General features: G+C 58.6%; 18 protein-coding genes. 1 reads left to right on the top strand and 17 read right to left on the bottom strand.

The genetic code is table 11. The annotated features are described in order from the left end of the window. Positions 1 to 69 precede the first annotated feature (69 nt). Complete coding sequence (locus tag WA367_RS08655) at positions 70 to 750, top strand: helix-turn-helix transcriptional regulator (RefSeq protein ID WP_336056379.1); 681 nt, start codon at positions 70 to 72, stop codon at positions 748 to 750. 13 nt (positions 751 to 763) lie between these two features. Here WA367_RS08655 and glpK read toward each other — a convergent pair whose 3' ends face one another. The 17 genes from glpK to WA367_RS08570 form a co-directional block, all read right to left on the bottom strand. Continuing rightward, the gene (glpK, locus tag WA367_RS08650; protein ID WP_336056378.1) at positions 764 to 2,257 is read right to left on the bottom strand and encodes a glycerol kinase GlpK; all 1,494 of its coding nucleotides are present in this window, start codon (positions 2,255 to 2,257) and stop codon (positions 764 to 766) included. Positions 2,258 to 2,331: 74 nt separating this feature from the next. After that, positions 2,332 to 4,059, bottom strand: a complete 1,728-nt coding sequence (locus tag WA367_RS08645; RefSeq protein ID WP_336056377.1) for an ABC transporter substrate-binding protein — start codon at positions 4,057 to 4,059, stop codon at positions 2,332 to 2,334. Between the two features lie 66 nt (positions 4,060 to 4,125). After that, complete coding sequence (locus WA367_RS08640; RefSeq protein ID WP_336057081.1) at positions 4,126 to 4,407, bottom strand: DUF2160 domain-containing protein; 282 nt, start codon at positions 4,405 to 4,407, stop codon at positions 4,126 to 4,128. A 10-nt stretch (positions 4,408 to 4,417) separates the two neighbouring features. After that, positions 4,418 to 5,236, bottom strand: a complete 819-nt coding sequence (locus WA367_RS08635) for a carbohydrate ABC transporter permease (protein WP_336057080.1) — start codon at positions 5,234 to 5,236, stop codon at positions 4,418 to 4,420. A 92-nt stretch (positions 5,237 to 5,328) separates the two neighbouring features. Beyond that, positions 5,329 to 6,198, bottom strand: coding sequence for a carbohydrate ABC transporter permease (locus WA367_RS08630; RefSeq protein ID WP_336056376.1), 870 nt, complete (start codon positions 6,196 to 6,198; stop codon positions 5,329 to 5,331). Next, complete coding sequence (locus WA367_RS08625) at positions 6,188 to 7,273, bottom strand: ABC transporter ATP-binding protein (protein ID WP_336056375.1); 1,086 nt, start codon at positions 7,271 to 7,273, stop codon at positions 6,188 to 6,190. Before WA367_RS08625 ends, WA367_RS08630 begins: the two co-directional genes overlap by 11 nt. 13 nt (positions 7,274 to 7,286) lie before the next feature. Next, positions 7,287 to 8,363, bottom strand: a complete 1,077-nt coding sequence (locus WA367_RS08620; protein ID WP_336056374.1) for an ABC transporter ATP-binding protein — start codon at positions 8,361 to 8,363, stop codon at positions 7,287 to 7,289. Then, positions 8,347 to 9,927, bottom strand: coding sequence for a glycerol-3-phosphate dehydrogenase (gene glpD / locus WA367_RS08615; RefSeq protein ID WP_336056373.1), 1,581 nt, complete (start codon positions 9,925 to 9,927; stop codon positions 8,347 to 8,349). Before glpD ends, WA367_RS08620 begins: the two co-directional genes overlap by 17 nt. Before the next feature lie 117 nt (positions 9,928 to 10,044). Then, a complete protein-coding gene (locus WA367_RS08610) occupies positions 10,045 to 10,812 on the bottom strand; it encodes a DeoR/GlpR family DNA-binding transcription regulator (protein WP_336056372.1) in 768 nt (255 codons plus the stop codon). Positions 10,813 to 10,935: 123 nt separating this feature from the next. Continuing rightward, positions 10,936 to 11,343: a GFA family protein gene (locus tag WA367_RS08605; protein WP_336056371.1), complete on the bottom strand. Its 408-nt coding sequence runs from the start codon at positions 11,341 to 11,343 to the stop codon at positions 10,936 to 10,938. Between the two features lie 81 nt (positions 11,344 to 11,424). Further along, a complete protein-coding gene (locus tag WA367_RS08600) occupies positions 11,425 to 12,153 on the bottom strand; it encodes a proteasome-type protease (RefSeq protein WP_336056370.1) in 729 nt (242 codons plus the stop codon). 36 nt (positions 12,154 to 12,189) lie between these two features. Then, positions 12,190 to 12,990 carry a transglutaminase family protein gene (locus WA367_RS08595; protein ID WP_336056369.1) on the bottom strand — a complete coding sequence of 267 codons (801 nt, stop codon included), beginning with the start codon at positions 12,988 to 12,990 and terminating at the stop codon, positions 12,190 to 12,192. 9 nt (positions 12,991 to 12,999) lie between these two features. Continuing rightward, positions 13,000 to 13,941, bottom strand: a complete 942-nt coding sequence (locus WA367_RS08590) for an alpha-E domain-containing protein (RefSeq protein ID WP_336056368.1) — start codon at positions 13,939 to 13,941, stop codon at positions 13,000 to 13,002. A 60-nt stretch (positions 13,942 to 14,001) separates the two neighbouring features. Then, a complete protein-coding gene (locus WA367_RS08585) occupies positions 14,002 to 15,411 on the bottom strand; it encodes a circularly permuted type 2 ATP-grasp protein (protein ID WP_336056367.1) in 1,410 nt (469 codons plus the stop codon). A 159-nt stretch (positions 15,412 to 15,570) separates the two neighbouring features. After that, on the bottom strand, positions 15,571 to 16,701 hold the full coding sequence (gene tgt, locus WA367_RS08580; RefSeq protein ID WP_336056366.1) for a tRNA guanosine(34) transglycosylase Tgt: 1,131 nt from the start codon (positions 16,699 to 16,701) through the stop codon (positions 15,571 to 15,573). Continuing rightward, positions 16,698 to 17,771: a tRNA preQ1(34) S-adenosylmethionine ribosyltransferase-isomerase QueA gene (gene queA / locus WA367_RS08575; RefSeq protein ID WP_336056365.1), complete on the bottom strand. Its 1,074-nt coding sequence runs from the start codon at positions 17,769 to 17,771 to the stop codon at positions 16,698 to 16,700. The genes tgt and queA overlap by 4 nt, the downstream gene beginning before the upstream one ends. Positions 17,772 to 17,835: 64 nt before the next feature. Next, positions 17,836 to 18,312 (bottom strand): peptidylprolyl isomerase, encoded by a 477-nt coding sequence (locus WA367_RS08570; RefSeq protein ID WP_336056364.1) that lies wholly within the window; start codon positions 18,310 to 18,312, stop codon positions 17,836 to 17,838. Positions 18,313 to 18,319: the final 7 nt, after the last annotated feature.

Here is an 18,319-nt window from a genome sequence, read left to right as displayed (position 1 = left end):
GATCAATAGTCTTCTGGCAAAAGAGGTAAAAACCCCGCGTTGCATCGCGTTGTATTGAGAGACGAACCCATGAACACTGGCAGCGCCGCGCAGCAAGCGCAGGCTGTTCTGGAAGAGCTGAAACAATTCACGGGCGTCTGCCATGCAAGCTACCAGCTCAACCCGCCTCAAATCAGTGGCACGACGGCACCGATCATACGCACGACTTTTCCACCTGAATGGATCGCGCGATATCTTCTGCGCGATTACCTGCTGATCGATCCGGTTGTGCAGTTAGGCTTCGCTTCTGCCAGCCCTTTCTTCTGGCATGAGATGCCAGTTGACGCGAAGCAGGAAGCCTTCATGAACGACGCGGCATTCCACGGCGTCGGGGAAGATGGCTTTGTCATTCCGGTATTTGCCGAGGGCCGTCGCGGCATATTGTCGGTCACGACGAAGCTTGGGAAAGCAGACTGGATTGCCTGTGTCGATGAGCAGCAGTACCGACTGCGCGTGGCAGCAAACCGCGTTCACCAACTTCTGTGCAGAGATCATGCGACCGAAGCATCACCCCGACTGCTGGCAAAACGAGAGCGAGAGTGCCTTGCCTGGGTAGCCAATGGGCTGGATGCGCAGGCAATTGCGCACCAACTCGCCCTGTCCAGCCATACCGTACGCGGTTATCTGAGGGCAGCGCGTGAGAAGCTTGGTTGCAAGACGCTATCGCAAGCCGTCGCGCGTGCCATCAGAATGAAGCAGATCGACCCGTGAGCGCTTTTTGCTCTCAGGTGTTCGAAAGGGTTCGGCGAACCGCATCATGCCAGCCTGCCAGCTTCGCATCACGGATTTCGGCATCCATTGCAGGCTCGAACTGCCTATCAAGCTTCCAGCTGGCGGAAAACTCTTCTGCCGAAGGCCAGACGCCCGCCTTGTAGCCAGCGAGCCAGGCAGCACCGAGAGCAGTCGTTTCCAGAATCGTTGGCCTGTCAACAGCCGCGTCCAAAATGTCGGCAAGGAACTGCATCGTCCAGTCGCTGGCCACCATTCCACCATCGACGCGCAGGATTGTCTCGTCCGCACCGCCTGGCCAGTCCTTACGCATTGCATCCAGAAGGTCGCGCGTCTGATAGGCGATTGATTCAAGTGTTGCTCGCGCGAACTCGGCTGGTCCGGTGTTGCGCGTCAGGCCAAAGATGGCACCACGCGCATCCGGGTCCCAATGGGGCGCACCCAGCCCGACAAAAGCGGGCACCAGATATACCTGCTGGGTAGGGTCCGCCTTCTCGGCAAGATCACCGGAATCCGAAGCTTGCTCAATGATCTGCAGCCCATCGCGCAGCCATTGAACTGCAGCGCCCGCGACGAAGATCGAACCTTCCAATGCGTAAGTGGTCTTGCCGTCGAGCCGGTAGGCAATGGTTGACAGAATGCGGTTCTTAGAGCGCACGAGTGTTTCGCCCGTATTCAAGACGGCAAAACATCCCGTCCCATAGGTGGATTTGAGCATGCCCGGCTTGAAGCAAGCCTGACCGATGGTAGCAGCCTGCTGGTCACCTGCCACGCCCAGCACCGGCACCTCCGCGCCCAGATGCTCTGCCAGCGCGGTGCCAAACTCGTCGGCGCTGTCCAGGACCTGCGGCAACAAAGCCTTCGGGATGTCCAGGATCTGCAGAAGCTCCTCGTCCCATTCGTTCCGCTCGATATTGTAGATCAGCGTGCGTGAAGCGTTGGTCGCGTCGGTGACATGGCGCTTGCCGCCAGTCAGACGCCAGATAAGGAAAGTGTCTATCGTTCCGGCCAGGAGCTCGCCATTTTCGGCGCGCTGGCGTGCACCTTCGACATTGTCGAGCAGCCAGGCAATCTTGGTGCCGGAGAAATAGGGGTCAATGACCAGTCCGGTGCGCTCGGAGAAGAGCGGCTCGTGTCCCTGCTCTTTCAGTCTGTCACACAGTTGGGAGGTTCGGCGGTCCTGCCAGACGATTGCCTTGTGGATCGGCTTGCCGGTCTGACGATCCCAGATGAGCACGGTCTCGCGCTGGTTGGTAATGCCGATACCGGAGAGATCCGACGCATCGACATTGGCAGCGCGCAGCGCTTCACGCGCCGTATCGAGTACCGACTTCCAAATATCCTCCGGGTCATGCTCGACCCAACCCGATTTGGGGAAATGCTGCTTGAACTCCTGCTGGCCAACTCCGCAAACCTTCATCTTCCTGTCGAAGAGGATCGCGCGGCTTGATGTCGTTCCCTGATCGATCGCCAGAATATAGCCAGCCATGGTTCATCCTTGTTCTTGAACAGACAGAAGGAGGCGGATGACCCGCCTCCTTCAATTTCACTGATGTGGGAAGACTAGTTTTCGCTCCAGCTCTTGACGAGCTCGTCGTAATTCACCGTCTTCGGCTCTTCCTTTTCATTCTCGATCTTCAGCTGGGGCGCAAGGTTGCCAGCCTCCTGAGCCTGCTTGTTCCAGTACTCGATATCGTGCTCTTCAGCGAGCTTCGGCCCGATATCGCCCTGGATGCCAGCGCGCTCAAGTCGTGAAAGGACCTTTTCCTGCTCTTCGCAGAGCGAATCCATGGCTTCCTGAGCGGTTTTCGCACCCGAAGAAGCATCGCCGATGGCCTGCCACCAGAGCTGCGCCAGCTTCGGATAGTCGGGGACGTTCGTGCCTGTCGGAGTCCACTGTACGCGGGCCGGAGAGCGATAGAATTCGACCAGGCCGCCCAGTTTCGGTGCGCGCTCGGTGAAGCTCTCGTGCTGAATCGTGGACTCGCGGATGAATGTCAGACCGACATGGCTCTTCTTCACATCAACCGTCTTAGAGGTCACGAACTGCGCATAGAGCCATGCAGCTTTTGCACGATCATCAGGCGTTGACTTCATCAGCGTCCAGGAACCTGCGTCCTGGTAGCCAAGCTTCATGCCGTCCTTCCAGTAGACACCATGTGGGCTTGGTGCCATGCGCCACTTGGGCGTGCCATCCTCGTTCACGACTGGAAGACCATCCTTCACCATGTCTGCGGTGAAGGCGGTGTACCAGAAGATCTGCTGGGCGATCTGACCCTGAGCCGGCACCGGACCGGATTCGGAGAACGTCATGCCTTGTGCTTCCGGTGGCGCGTATTTTTCCATCCATTCGAGATATTTCTCGATGGAATAGACGGCAGCCGGGCCATTCGTGTCGCCACCGCGGGCAACACAGGAACCGACAGGACGCGAATTCTCGTCGACCTTGATACCCCATTCATCGACAGGATTGCCGTTCGGGATGCCCTTGTCGCCGTTGCCGGCCATGGAGAGCCATGCATCGGTGAAGCGCCAGCCAAGGGACGGGTCCTTCTTGCCGTAGTCCATATGGCCATAGACCTTCTGGCCATCGATCTCGCGGCCGGTGAAGAATTCGGCAATGTCTTCATAGGCCGACCAGTTGACCGGCACGCCAAGCTCGTAGCCGTATTTCTCCTTGAAATCGGCCTTGTTCTTCTCGTCGTTGAACCAGTCGTAGCGGAACCAGTAGAGGTTGGCGAACTGCTGGTCAGGGAGCTGGTAGATTTCACCATCGGGTGCGGTGGTGAAGGAGATGCCGATGAAATCCTCGATATCGAGGTTCGGGTTCGTCACATCCTTGCCGGTGCCTTCCATCCAGTCGGAAAGGCTGCGTGCCTGCTGATAGCGCCAGTGGGTGCCGATGAGGTCGGAATCGTTGATATAGGCGTCATAGATGTTTTCGCCCGACTGCATCTGCGTCTGCAGTTTCTCCACCACATCGCCTTCGCCGATCAGGTCATGAGTGACCTTGATGCCGGTGATTGCGGTGAAGGCCGGAGCGAGCACCTTGGATTCATATTCATGGGTGGTGATCGTTTCGGAGACGACCTTGATCTCCATGCCCTGGAATGGCTCTGCAGCGTCCACGAACCACTGCATTTCCGCTTCCTGCTCCTCCCTGGAGAGCGTGGACATGTCGCCGATTTCGGCATCAAGGAACTCCTTGGCTTCCTCCATGCCTGCAAAAGCTCCGCCCGTTCCCATCAAAAGGAGCAGGGCCGAGGTCGTCATCAACAAGTGCCGTTGCATAGTATCCTCCCTTACAAAAACACCAGTTCGGGAGACGGCTCATGCCGCCACCCATCTCCTTGACGCCTAAACGAACCGGAACACGCCAAGCGCGTAGACCAGCGAAAGGCCAAGAGCCCACCACAGATTGGGTCCTACCCAGCCCAACCATGCAAGATGAATGAACGCGCTGCCCAGCAGCGACACGAAAAGGCGGTCGCCGCGCGTTGTCTCGAAGCGCAGAATGCCGACCCGCGGATTTCCACCCGGCGAGAAATATTCCCACACGGCCATCGAAGCCAGAAGTGCAGCGATGGTGATGAAGAAGAGTGCCGTCGGCCAGGTCCAGGCCATCCATGAAAGGTTCATCATCTCCTCCTCAGACCCGACCCAGGGCAAAGCCCTTGGCGATGTAGTTGCGGACAAACCAGATCACGAGCGCGCCCGGGATGATCGTCAGAACGCCGGCTGCCGCCAGCACGCCCCAATCCATACCCGAGGCAGACACGGTTCGCGTCATGGTGGCTGCGATTGGCTTCGCGTCAGTCGTCGTCAGGGTGCGTGCGATAAGCAGTTCCACCCAGGAGAACATGAAGCAGAAGAAGGCTGCCACGCCGATACCACTCGCGATCAGCGGCATGAAGATCTTCACGAAGAAGCGCGGGAACGAATAGCCATCAATATAGGCTGTCTCGTCGATCTCCTTCGGCACGCCGGACATGAAGCCCTCCAGAATCCAGACTGCCAGCGGCACGTTGAAAAGGCAGTGCGCGATGGCGACCGCGATATGCGTGTCGATCAGCCCGAAAGCCGAATAGAGCTGGAAGAACGGCAACGCGAAGACGGCGGGTGGCGCCATGCGGTTCGTCAAAAGCCAGAAGAACAGATGCTTGTCGCCCAGGAAGCGGTAGCGCGAGAAGGCATAGGCTGCCGGCAGTGCCACCGTTACCGAGATAACCGTGTTCATGACCACATAGATGATCGAGTTGATATAGCCCGAATACCAGGACGGATCGGTGAAGATCACCATATAGTTCCGGATCGTCGGGTTCTGTGGCCACAGCGAGAAAGTGGACAGGATTTCGGTATTCGTCTTGAAGCTCATATTCATGAGCCAGTAGATCGGCAGCATCAGGAAGATGATGTAGATCGTCGGTACCAGCCACCAGAAGCGGGATTCACGCCCCCGCTTCATCATGATCTGCGCCATCTGCCTGTCGTCCTGGGAGATGGCAGAAGCGCCCTCGCCCGATGTGACCCGCGCCGCCATGGCTTCGTTCTTCGTCGCCATCACCGCTTCTCCGTGCCGTAGTTCGTCATGACGGTGTAGAACACCCATGACATCAGGAGGATGATCAGGAAGTAGATCAGCGACATCGCGGCCGCTTCGCCCAGATTGAATTCGCCGATCGCGAGCTTCACCAGATCGATGGAGAGGAAGGTGGTCGAATTGCCCGGACCGCCGCCCGTGACCACGAAGGGCTCGGTATAGATCATGAAGGAGTCCATGAAGCGCAGCAGGACCGCGATCAGCAGGACCCGGTGCATCTTCGGAAGCTGGATATAGCGGAACACGGCCCAGCGCGATGCGCCGTCGATCTTGGCCGCCTGGTAATAGGCGTCAGGTATCGACACCAGACCGGCATAGCAAAGCAGCACGACCAGGCTTGTCCAGTGCCATACATCCATGACGATGAGCGTCAGCCATGCGTCGACCGGATCGCTCACATAGTTGTAGTCGAAGCCCAGCAGATAGAGCCCGCGGCCCAGAAGGCCGATATCGATGCGACCGAAGACCTGCCAGATGGTACCCACAACGTTGAAGGGGATCAGCAGCGGCAATGCCATCAGCACAAGGCAGACGGGCACGCCCCAGCCCTTTCTGGGCATGTTGAGCGCGATGAGAATGCCAAGCGGCACCTCTATGGCCAGAATAATGGCCGAGAAGGCCAGGTTTCGGCCCATTGCAGCCCAGAAGCGATCGGAATCCAGTATTTCCTGGAACCATTCGGTGCCAGCCCAGAAGAAGACATTATTGCCGAAAGTGTCCTGGACCGAGTAGTTCACGACCGTCATCAGCGGGATGATTGCGGAGAAGGCCACCAGAACCAGAACCGGCAGCACAAGGAACCAGGCCTTGTTGTTCCAGCTACGCTCCATGACCGGCCTCCCCGTCCATTTCCACCCGCCATGAATTGGCGTAGAGATTGAGATGCGCAGCATCGAAACTTACATGCGCTTCCGCAGGTATCTCGGCATCTTCGTCCACGACCGCCGCGATTTCCTGGCCTTCAAGGCTGGCGCGGACGATCTTGCGCCGCCCGATATCCTCCACCTTGTCGACCTTTACCGGATAGCCGGAACGTCCGACGCTGACGAATTCCGGGCGTATGCCCAGTTCCAGTTTGCCGGATTGTTTTTTTGGCGTTGCGGGAAGTTCGATGACTGTCTGCCCCATGCGCGCAGACTGGCCGCTTACCTCCACCGGCAGCAGGTTCATTCCAGGCGAGCCGATGAAATAGCCGACGAAAGTATGTGTGGGTCGCTCGAAGAGCTCTTCGGGCGTGCCGATCTGGACGATCTCGCCTTCATACATGACGACGACATTGTCAGCGAAAGTCAGTGCCTCGGTCTGATCATGCGTCACATAGACCATCGTGTAGCCGAAACGGCGGTGCAGCTCCTTCAACTGCGTGCGCAATTCCCACTTCATATGCGGGTCGATCACCGTCAGCGGCTCGTCGAAGAGGATCGCATTGACGTCGGCACGGGCAAGGCCCCGCCCAAGGGAGATCTTTTGCTTCTCGTCGGCGGTGAGCCCCTGCGCCTTGCGCTTTGCGCGCTCCTCGAGTCCAATCATGGTGATGATCTCGCGCACGCGCTTGTCGACGATATCCTCGGAGACCCCACGATTGCGCAGCGGAAATGCGAGGTTCTCATAGACTGTCATCGTGTCGTAGACGACCGGGAACTGGAAAACCTGCGCGATGTTGCGGGCTTCGGTGGGCAGGTCGGTCACGTTGTTCCCGTTGAAGAGAATACGCCCCTCACTTGGTCGAAGCAGGCCGGAAATGATGTTGAGCAGGGTTGTCTTGCCACAGCCCGACGGTCCCAGAAGCGCATAGGCGCCACCGTCCACGAATGTGTGATGTACCCGCTTCAGCGCGTAGTCCTCATCGCCTGTTGGCTCAGGCCTGTAGGCGTGGCGGATATTGTCGAGATCGATGCGTGCCATTCAAAGCCCCTCCTCAGGCAGCCTGCTGGAGTGAGCCGGCGCTACGGCCGTCAATGTCAAAGACGAGCAAATGGCGTGTCTCGATTTCGATGCCGACCGTATCGTCAACGTCGAGACGGTGAACGCCTTCTTCAAGCATCACCCACCGATTGCCTGCATAGTCCACATGGATGAAGCTTTCCGAGCCGGTGATCTCTGTCACCGTTACGCGCGCCCTGAGCGCATTTGCGGCATCCGAAGCCTTCAGCCGCAGATGATGAGGCTGGAAGCCGATAATGTAGCGACCATCGGAGAGCGCGTTGTACTCGGCGGGAACCGAAAGCCGGTCGCCCTCAGCGAGCAGAAAACTTTCACCCTTCTTCTCCACTTCCACCGTGTTGAGCGGCGGGTCTGAGAAGGTGCGAGCGGTGACGAGGTCGTTCGGTTTGCGGAAGACATCTACGGTCGGACCGAACTGTGTAACCTGCCCCTCGCTCAAGGTGGCCGTATTGCCGCCAAGCAGAAGCGCTTCGCTCGGTTCCGTCGTTGCATAGACGAAGATCGCGCCGGTCGCGGAGAAGATTTTCGGCAGTTCGGCGCGCAGTTCCTCGCGCAGCTTGTAGTCGAGATTGGCGAGCGGCTCATCAAGCAGGACCAGCCGCGCATCCTTCACGATCGCGCGGGCCAGGGCCGTGCGTTGCTGCTGACCACCGGAAAGCTCCAGGGGTGTGCGATCGAGATAGGGCGTGAGACGCAAGAGCTCTGCGGCTTCACCAACGCGCTTCCTGATGGTCTCGGCGGGCGCACCAGCCACGCGCAAGGGCGAAGCGATGTTCTCGTAGACGGTCATTGCGGGGTAGTTGATGAACTGCTGATAGACCATGGCAACGGAGCGGCGCTGCACGGGAACACCCGTCACGTCCTCGCCATCCATCCAGACCGAGCCTGAAGTCGGCTTGTCCAGCCCCGCCATCAGGCGCATCAGCGTCGTCTTGCCGGAGAGTGTCGGTCCCAGAAGGACGTTCAGGCTCCCCTGCTCCAGCTTTAGTGAAACACCACGAATGTGTTTCTCGCCAGATACCGTCTTCGATACGTCACGAAGTTCCAGCACCTGCCTCTCCTCCCAATCTATCTGCCACCGGATACTGTTCCCGTATCCTTGCAGCTTCCTCCCGCATGAAGGCGTCGACACGCGCCGCCTGCTCGTTCGACAGTTTCAGGCCGCGCTTTGTGCGCCGCCACAGGACGTCCTCCGCCGTCATTGCCCACTCCCGACGGGCAAGATGGCGTAGCTCCGCTTCATAAAGGTCAGCGCCGAAATGTTCTCCCAGATGCTGAACCTCTTTCGCATCAGCGAGTATAGCACGAGCCTCGGTTCCGTAGAGGCGTACAAGTCGGCGCGACAGAATATCGTCGAGGAACGGATAATCCCTCTTCAGGCGCGAGACCTCCGCCTCATAGGCATCGGTCGCAAAACCACCACCCGGCAGCTTCGCGCTATCGGTCCAGGGGCTGCCCCTGGTGCCCAGTTTCTCGCCGATCTCGTCCAGTGCGGATTCGGCAAGCTTGCGGAATGTGGTGATCTTGCCGCCAAAGACATGAAGCACCGGGGCACCTGCACCCTCTTCCACCTTCAGGACATAATCGCGGGTGGCTTCCTGCGCCTTGCTTGCACCGTCATCAAACAGCGAGCGCACGCCGGAATAGTTCCAGACAATGTCTTCAGGCTTCACCGGCTGCTTGAAATACTCGCTTGCGGAATTGCAGAGATATTCAATCTCTTCCTGATCGATCTCGACCTTGCCCGGCTGGCCGTCGTGATCCTTGTCGGTCGTTCCGATCAGCGTGTAGTCGTTCTCATAGGGGATGGCGAAGAAAATGCGCCCGTCCGCGTTCTGGAAGAAATAGGCGCGTTCGTCGTCATAGATCTTGGGAACGACGATATGGCTGCCGCGCACGAGGCGCACATTCTGGGCATTGTTGCGGCCGAGCGCGCCGGAGATGACATCATCCACCCATGGGCCTGCCGCATTGATCAGCATGCGGGCGCGCGTCTCGCTCTTCTCACCCGTTGTGAGGTCTTCGAGCTCGACAATCCAGATGCCGTCTTCGACACGCACATGCGTAACCTTGGTGCGCGTCGCGATCTCTGCGCCGCGATCTGCGGCGTCGCGGGCATTGAGCACGACAAGGCGCGCATCCTCGACCCAGCAATCGGAATATTCGAAAGCACGCCGGTAGTTCGCCTTGAGCGGCTCCCCCATCGGATCGGAGCGCATGTCCAGCGTGCGCGTCGGCGGCAGGAGTTTGCGCCCACCAATGTGATCATAAAGGAAGAGGCCAAGGCGGATAAGCCAGCCGGGCCGCAGACCCTTGTGGATGGGCAGCACGAAGCGCATCGGACGGATGATATGAGGCGCGCTCTTCCACAGAACCTCGCGCTCCATCAGAGCTTCGCGCACGAGCCGGAACTCGTAGTGCTCCAGATAGCGCAGCCCGCCATGAATGAGTTTGGTAGAAGCTGATGAGGTGCCGCTGGCTAGATCGTTCATCTCAGCCAGTGCGACTGAGTAGCCTCGCCCCACCGCATCACGCGCGATTCCGCAGCCATTGATGCCGCCGCCAATGATGAAAAGATCGCGGACCGATCCCGTGTCATGCCGGCTGGCGTCCAACTGCTCCTCCTAGCGCGAAGTGACTTTCTAGAAACGAAAGTAAAGCGAAGGCAAAACGAATGTCAAACGAATATTCCCGCTGCTTCACACCCAAGAGCACTCAAGCCGAACGGGCGTTCATGGACTTTCGGTTTCGATCAGTTCGACATTCCCGTCCTTGCAGATGCGCCTGAAGCGCTCGCTCGGGCAATGATCCGTAATAAAGGTATCCACCTTTGAGACATGGCCGATACGAACGGGAGCGGTGCGCTCGAACTTGGAGGCGTCGGTGACCATGATCACGTGGCGGGCATTCTCGATGATCGCCTGGGCGACCTTGACCTCGCGAAAGTCGAAATCGAAAAGCGAGCCATCCTCATCGACCGCCGAGACGCCGATGACCGCGTAATCGACACGGAACTGGCGAAAGAAATCCACCGCCGCCTCGCCCACAATGCCGCCGTCGGAGCCGCGGACGACACCGCTTGCGATGATCACCTCAATTTGGGGATAGACCCGCATCCTGTTGGCAACATTGATGTTATTGGTAATGACCAGAAGCCCCTCATGGTCCAGAAGTGCATTGCTGACTGCTTCAGTCGTGGTCCCGATATTGATGAACAGGGAGGCGCTGTTGGGGATGAGTGCTGCTGCGGCTTCGCCTATGGCCCTCTTTTCGCCTGCGGCCATGTCTCGCCGTGCTTCATACTCCATGTTCTCGATGCCCGAAGGCAGAACCGCACCGCCGTGGATGCGGCTCAAGAGACGTTGCTCGCACAGGTCGTTAAGGTCCTTGCGGATCGTCTGCGGCGTCACGTCAAAACGGCGCGCAAGATCTTCGACACCGACGCGCCCATGCTCACGTGCCAACTGCAATATCTGCTCATGCCTGGGAAGAAGTACCATGCCCACCACTTTCGCTTTTCGCCAAGATAGCAGAAACGAAAGTAAATGAAAGTGCAGGCGCGTGCTGCGGCTTGCATGTGCGGAAACGCTTAGATGTAAAGATGCGCCTTAAGCGAATGGATTTTATCCAGGAAGACGATCCACTCGCGGTGTGTTTTCCAGACGCGGATACCAATCCGCCCGATCCGCGAAGCAGATATGTGCTGTTGGCTGAATATCGATCTCACCATCAATGCTTCCGGCAGGAACGACCAACAGGGCACCTTCCATTTGAAGGCCGGGCACAGCAGAGCCGCATCTGCTGCAAAAGCTTTTCTCGTGGCGGGATTCGGGAACGCGATAGGTCCGGACGCAGTCCTGGCCCGCAATCCAGTCCAATGACGCCTTGGTGGAGAACAGGTTGGCCGCATGTGCCGAACCGGTGTCCTTGCGGCAGCGCGTGCAGTGACACAGGAAAAAGCTCTCAAATTCACCCGTTACTTCAAACTGCACCGCGCCGCATAAACAGGAGCCAGCTTTCTTCTCAGTCATGATGAATTGCCCGCAATCGTAAAAGCCGACTTGGCAGCAACAGAATATCGACGACAAGCCTGTCGATCGAGCCCGCCAAGCCTAGCGTGTAAAGTCGGGAAGACTGCCAAATGCCGTCTTCAAAGCTGTCGACCATCCTTCGGAAATGGCTTTGAAATAGGCGTCATCCTGCTCGAAGCGTTTTTGCAGCGCGATCTCGTAGCTGTCGCGCTCGTAATACAGGAGATCCAGAGGCATTCCGACGGAGAGGTTCGACTTCAGCGTCGAATCGAATGAAACCAACAATAGCTTCACGGTCTCTTCAAAGCTCATCGCAGGATCGTGGGCGCGCACCAGGATCGGCTTGCCGTATTTCGTCTCACCTATCTGGAAGAAGGGCGTATCTTCTCCCGATTCAATGAAGTTTCCTTCCGGATAGATCAGGAAGAGACGCGGCTCCATGCCGTTGATCTGACCACCCAGGATGAAGGATGCCCCAAAGGCGTCAGCATTCTGGCCGGTGGGAGCGGACTGCTGGATAACTTCCTTGACCGTGTCTCCTACCAGACGCGCGACCTGATACATGGACGCAGCTTCCAGGATGGTGGGGTTGCGATCGTCAGGCGCCTTTGAGCGCTCCTCCAGCAAGCTCACGACAGCCTGTGTCGTTGCGAGATTGCCAGCGGAAAGCAGCACCAGAACACGCTCTCCCGGTCGCACCCAGCTATGCATCTTGCGAAAGGTGGAAACATTATCAACGCCGGCATTTGTGCGGGTATCCGACATGAAGACCAGCCCACGATCGATCTTCAGCCCAACGCAATAGGTCATGGCCGTTCAGCGTCCTTCAGGAATCAGCTTTTATGATTACTGCTCCACAGTAATATGCACCGCAAGCTCTTCCTTCGATTGTCCATGCCTGATGCCTGATATGGGCATGGCGTCGCGGTAATCGCGGCCCGTGGCAATCCTGACATAGCGCTCATCGGGCGAAATTCCATTGGAGCAATCGAAGCCGACCCAGCCCAATCCCTCGACATGGGCCTCGGCCCAGGCGTGACTGGCGGTCTGCTCCTCCACGCCATCCATCTTCAGATACCCACTGACATAGCGTGCCGGGTACCCCATGAGGCGTGCCGCCGCCAGAAAGATGTGGCTGTGATCCTGGCAGACACCCTCGCCACGAGCCAGAGCCTCTTCTGCCGTGGTCACGGCATCGGTTGCGCCGGTGACGTAGGCCACCTGCTCGCGAATATCGGCCATGAGACCGTGGAGACGGTTAGCATCGCCCTCTGCATGGACGGGATGACCCTCAGCCAGTTTGCGCACGGCCTCGCCCGGCTCACACATGGCGCTTGTCCGCTGGAACAGCCACAGTGGTGCCCAGCCCGTGTGCTTGCCGCTGATGCCGTTCGTCTCTCGTGTCTCCACCAGGCCGCGAACCGTTACCCGCATCAGGGTCGCATCGCTGTGAGCGCTCAAGAGACGCGTGTCGTTTCCATAGCTGTCGTCGAAGCGCAGTTCCTGTTCCGCACCTTCGATTTCCAGGTTCCATTGCAGCACCTTTTGCGACTGACCGCTCTTTGGGAAAAGACGCAGGCGCTGAAGCGCGTAAGCTACGGGAACATCGTAGGTATATTCGGTCGTGTGGGAGATTTTCAAACGCATCGACCAGCCTCAATTGAACCGGAAATCAGCGGCGATCTGGTCGGCCAACCGCGCATTGTCGCGGATGAAACAGCGCAGAAACTCGTGCAGCCCGCGGTCAACGATGGTCTCGATCGACGCTTCGCGTAGCGTGGCAAGGGTTTGAGCCGCCATGTCGTGCGCAGGATGACGGGTCTCGTAATCTTCCGCCAGCGCATCAAGGCTTGCACATATGCCGTTATAGGCAAAAGCCAGGGACCGCGGCATGCGCCGGTTCAGGATCAGATGATCGGCGACATTTGTGGGGCTGTATTCGCCCTCATAGGTCCAGCGGTAGGAGCGATGGGCGGAAACCGAGCGCAAGATTGTCTGCCATTGGGTCGTATCCAGCACGGATCCCACCCAAGCCGCTGATGGAAGCAGAACAAAATATTTGACGTCCAGAATGCGCGCCGTGTTGTCGGCCCGTTCTATCAATGTCCCGAGCTGGGCGAACTCAAAGATTTCATTGCGCAACATGGTGCCCTGAAATGTGCCCCTTATGAGAGCAGCCTCGCGCTTAATCGCGTCGAGCACGGCCGGCAGGTCTCGCTCGTCTACGGGGCTTGTGAGAAGGCGCCTGAAGGTCATCCAGGCTTCGTTGATGGCTTCCCACACCTCGCGCGTCAGCGTCGTGCGCACCATGCGCGCATTCATGCGCGCCGTTTCCATGGAGGAGAGCACGCTTGAAGGATTGGTCAGATCGCGCAGAAGAAAGTCGGCGACGATTGGGGTCGAATACTCGCTGTGGGCTGCCTCAAAGGCTGCCCGGACACCGGCACTTGACAGCACAGAGCGCCATTCATCGGAAGCCGTGCTGGTCTCGGTGATCGACAGGCGCAAACCGGTATCAACGAGGCGCGCCATGTTTTCGGCCCGCTCGATATAACGGCTGACCCAGAACAGTCCGTTTGCCGCCCGCCCCAAAAGCATGTGCTAGCCCCTGCCCTTTCCCCGGAAATATGGACCGCGCTCGCCCGTCATCCAGCCACCCTAATCATTCAGCACCCATGTATCCTTGGTTCCTCCACCCTGTGACGAGTTCACCACCAGCGAGCCTTCGCGCATGGCCACACGAGTCAGGCCTCCCGGCACGATGCGTATCGCGTCCGACACAAGCACGAATGGGCGAAGGTCCACATGGCGCGGCGCAAGGCCGGCATCCGTCAAGATGGGGCAGGTGGAGAGCGATAGAGTGGGTTGTGCAATATAATTCGAAGGTCGCGCCTTCAGCTTGGCAGCGAAGGCTTCACGCTCCTTCTTCGATGCGGCGGGGCCAACGAGCATGCCGTAGCCGCCGGAACCGTGAACTTCCTTCACGACAAGTTCCGACAGATGTTCAAGCACATAGTCCAGGCTATCCGGCTCGGAGCAGCGCCAGGTGGGCACATTCTGCAGGATGGCCTTGCGACCCGTATAGAATTCGATGATTTCGGGCATATAGGAGTAGATCGCCTTGTCATCGGCGATACCCGTGCCCGGCGCATTGGCGATGGTGATATTTCCGGCACGGTAAACATCCATGATACCGGGAACGCCAAGGGCCGAATCGGGCCGAAACGTCATCGGATCGAGATAGTCGTCATCCACCCGCCGATAGAGCACATCGATGGGCTTGTAGCCCTGTGTCGTGCGCATGGCCACACGCCCGTCGATCACACGCAGATCCTGCCCCTCCACCAGCTCCACACCCATCTGGTCGGCGAGAAAGGCGTGTTCGAAATAGGCGGAGTTGAAGCTTCCCGGTGTCAGGATGGCGATGCGCGGTGCGCCTTCACAGTTTCGGGGGCGGACATTGCCGAGCGAATTGCGCAACAGCTGCGGGTAGTTCTCGACCGGGCGGACACTGACCTTTTGAAACAGCTCGGGGAAGAGCTGCATCATGGTCTCCCTGTTCTCCAGCATGTAAGAGACGCCGGAAGGTGTGCGGGCATTGTCTTCCAAAACGAAGAATTCGTTCTCGTCGGTACGGACAATGTCAACGCCGATAATATGCGTATAAACACCGGCTGGCGGGCGTACGCCGATCATTTCGGGCAGGAAGGCATCATTGTTGGCAATGATCTCACGGGGTATCCGACCCGCGCGCAGTATCTCCTGACGGTGATATATGTCATCGAGAAAGGCGTTGAGAGCCTGGACGCGCTGTTCAATTCCCTGCACCAGTCGACGCCACTCACCACCAGAGATGATGCGCGGCACGATGTCGAACGGGATCAGGCGTTCTGCGGCTTCTTCCTCGCCATATACAGCAAAGGTGATACCGGTCTTGCGAAACACGCGCTCGGCATCATGCGCCTTGGCATTCAGCCGACTGGCATCCTGCTGGCTCAGCCATTGCTGGTAGGCCCTATAAGGAGAACGCGGACCCTCTCCAGACTGCATTTCATCAAAAAACGACACGAAATGCTCCCTTTCCAGAAAGCATTTCAAATCTACTGTGCCGGAAAGGCAAGCTCTTTCTGCAGCTTGAGCGCCCCTGCCGATTTTTCAGGCAGATGGTAAGCGGCCTGCCCATAGTGCATGCATTGCTTGCTGCACAAAGCAGCAGAACTTCTTTGGCTAGAGCGGCGGAATATCGCCCTGCGCCCAGGCAGCGCGAATCTCTGCCGCCCTTTCGGCGTAGCGGCCCTGCTCGATTGATGCCCGGATATCGGCCATCAACGACTGGTAATAGGCAAGGTTGTTCCAGGTCAAAAGCATGCCGCCCAGAGCCTCGTTTGAGCGCACCAGATGATGGAGATAGGCGCGGGAATAGTCACGACTTGCGGGACAGGTGCTCTCTTCATCAAGCGGGCGGTGATCTTCCGCATGACGGGCATTCTTCAGATTGATCTTGCCGTGGCGCGTATATGCAAGGCCGTGACGCCCGGCACGCGTGGGCATGACGCAGTCGAACATGTCTATGCCGCGAGCAACAGCGCCCAGAATGTCGTCGGGGGTGCCCACGCCCATCAGATAGCGCGGCTTTTCTTCCGGCAACTGGGGACAGGTTGCCTCCAACATCTCGAACATGACTTCCTGCGGTTCACCCACGGCGAGGCCGCCCACGGCATAGCCCTTCAGATCGAGCGACTTCAGTGCCTGAGCCGACCGCTCGCGCAGTTTAACGTCATCGCCACCCTGCACGATGCCGAACATTGCCTTGCCGGGCTGGTCACCGAAGGCAGTCTTGCAGCGCTCGGCCCACCGAAGCGAGAGTTCCATCGCACGTTCGATTTCCCTGCGTTCTGCGGGAAGCGCGATACATTCGTCGAGCTGCATCTGAATATCGGAATCGAGCAGACCCTGGATCTCGATTGAGCGTTCAGGCGACATTTCAAACACCTGCCCGTCCACATGCGAGCGGAAGGTGACACCCTTTTCGGTAATCTTGCGCAGGTCAGCCAGAGACATGACCTGGAAACCGCCGGAATCGGTGAGGATCGGGTGCGGCCAGCGGGCAAACTCATGTAGCCCCCCAAGCCGTGCCATGCGTTCGGCGCCCGGGCGCAACATCAGATGGTAAGTGTTGCCGAGGATGATGTCGCTGCCAAGCTCGCGCACCTGGTCGAGATACATGGCCTTGACCGTGCCTGCGGTCCCCACCGGCATGAAGGCAGGTGTACGGACCGTTCCCCGCGGCATGGTGATTTCGCCGCGGCGTGCAGCACCGTCACGCGCGAGCAGCTTGAATGTGAATGTCTCGCTCACTGATCTTCCCGGTAAAGCAGGCTGGAATCGCCGTAGGAGTAGAAGCGGTAACCGCTTTCGATGGCATGGGCATAGGCGCGCTTCATGGTTTCAAAGCCGGCAAAGGCGCTGACGAGCATGAAGAGCGTAGATTTCGGTAGATGGAAGTTCGTCATCAACATGTCTGCAGTATGGAAGCGATAGCCCGGCGTGATGAAGATGTCTGTCTCGCCACTCCACGGAATGATATTGCCGCTCTCATCGACCGCGCTTTCCAGAAGGCGCAAGGAGGTGGTGCCGACGGAGATGATGCGCCCGCCCCTCGCCTTCACCGCGTTCAGGGCATTGGCAGTCGCTTCATCCACCTCGCCCCATTCGGAATGCATCTTGTGGTCGGCGGTGTCATCCACCTTTACCGGCAGGAAGGTGCCAGCCCCGACATGAAGCGTGACGTAATGTTCCTCCACACCCATGTCAGCCAGAGCCTGCAGTAGCTCCGGCGTGAAATGAAGACCGGCGGTGGGTGCGGCGACCGCCCCTTCTTCCTTCGCATAAACGGTCTGGTAGTCGACGGCGTCGCGTTCGTCTTCCGGGCGCTTGGCGGCGATATAGGGTGGCAGGGGCATCTGCCCCACCATCGCGATACGCTCGTCAAGAACCGGTCCGGAGACCTCGAAGACGAGCAGGACTTCGCCTGCCTCGCCTTTTTCGGCAACGGTTGCGTCCAAGGTCGCGCCTTCACAGGCACCGCCATCCGCACCGAAGCGGATCACTTCGCCTTGCTTCACGCGCTTGGCCGGTTTGATGAAGGCCTTCCAGCGATCAGCACCGGTGCGCATATGCAGGGTAGCTTCAATATGTGCCACGGCCTCGCCGCGCTGGCGGATGCCATTCAGGCGTGCGGGCACAACCTTGGTGTCATTGAAAACGAGAGCATCGCCGGGCCGCAGGATCTGCGTGAGATCGCGCACACGGCGATCGTCCAGCCGATCGCCCTCAACCTCCAGCAGTCGCGCGGAATCGCGCGGGCTTGCCGGACGAAGGGCAATCAGCTTTTCAGGAAGTTCGAAATCGAATTGATCAACGCGCATGCGCTGCTGCTACAGCATTTCGCGCCCGGACGGAACCACCATCCGGGCGCTTAATCGTCTCAGGTCAGGCGAGGTCTGCCGCCACGCGCATGGTGACAATCTTGTCGGGGTTCTGAACCGGCTCACCACGTTTCAGTTCGTCGATGGCTTCCATGCCTTCGACAACTTGGCCCCAAACCGAATACTGGCGGTCGAGCCAGGGCGACTTGGAGAAGCAGATGAAGAACTGCGAATTGGCAGAGTTCGGGTTCTGCGAACGGGCCATGGAACAGGTGCCGCGCTCATGCGAGATGTTTGAGAATTCGGCCTTCAGGTCCGGCTTGTCGGAGCCGCCCATGCCGGTGCCGGTCGGATCACCCGTCTGCGCCATAAAATCATCGATGACGCGGTGGAAGACGATGCCGTCATAGAACTTCTCGCGCGCCAGTTCCTTGATGCGCGCAACATGGTTCGGTGCGACATCCGGGAAAAGCTGGATGACAGCCTTGCCCTTGGTGGTCTCGAGAATGATTGTGTTTTCCGGGTCCTTGATTTCACTCATGAGGACG

Source organism: Nitratireductor sp. CH_MIT9313-5 (assembly GCF_037029545.1).
GTDB lineage: Bacteria > Pseudomonadota > Alphaproteobacteria > Rhizobiales > Rhizobiaceae > Chelativorans.
This window is presented reverse-complemented; position numbering and strand designations above follow the sequence as displayed.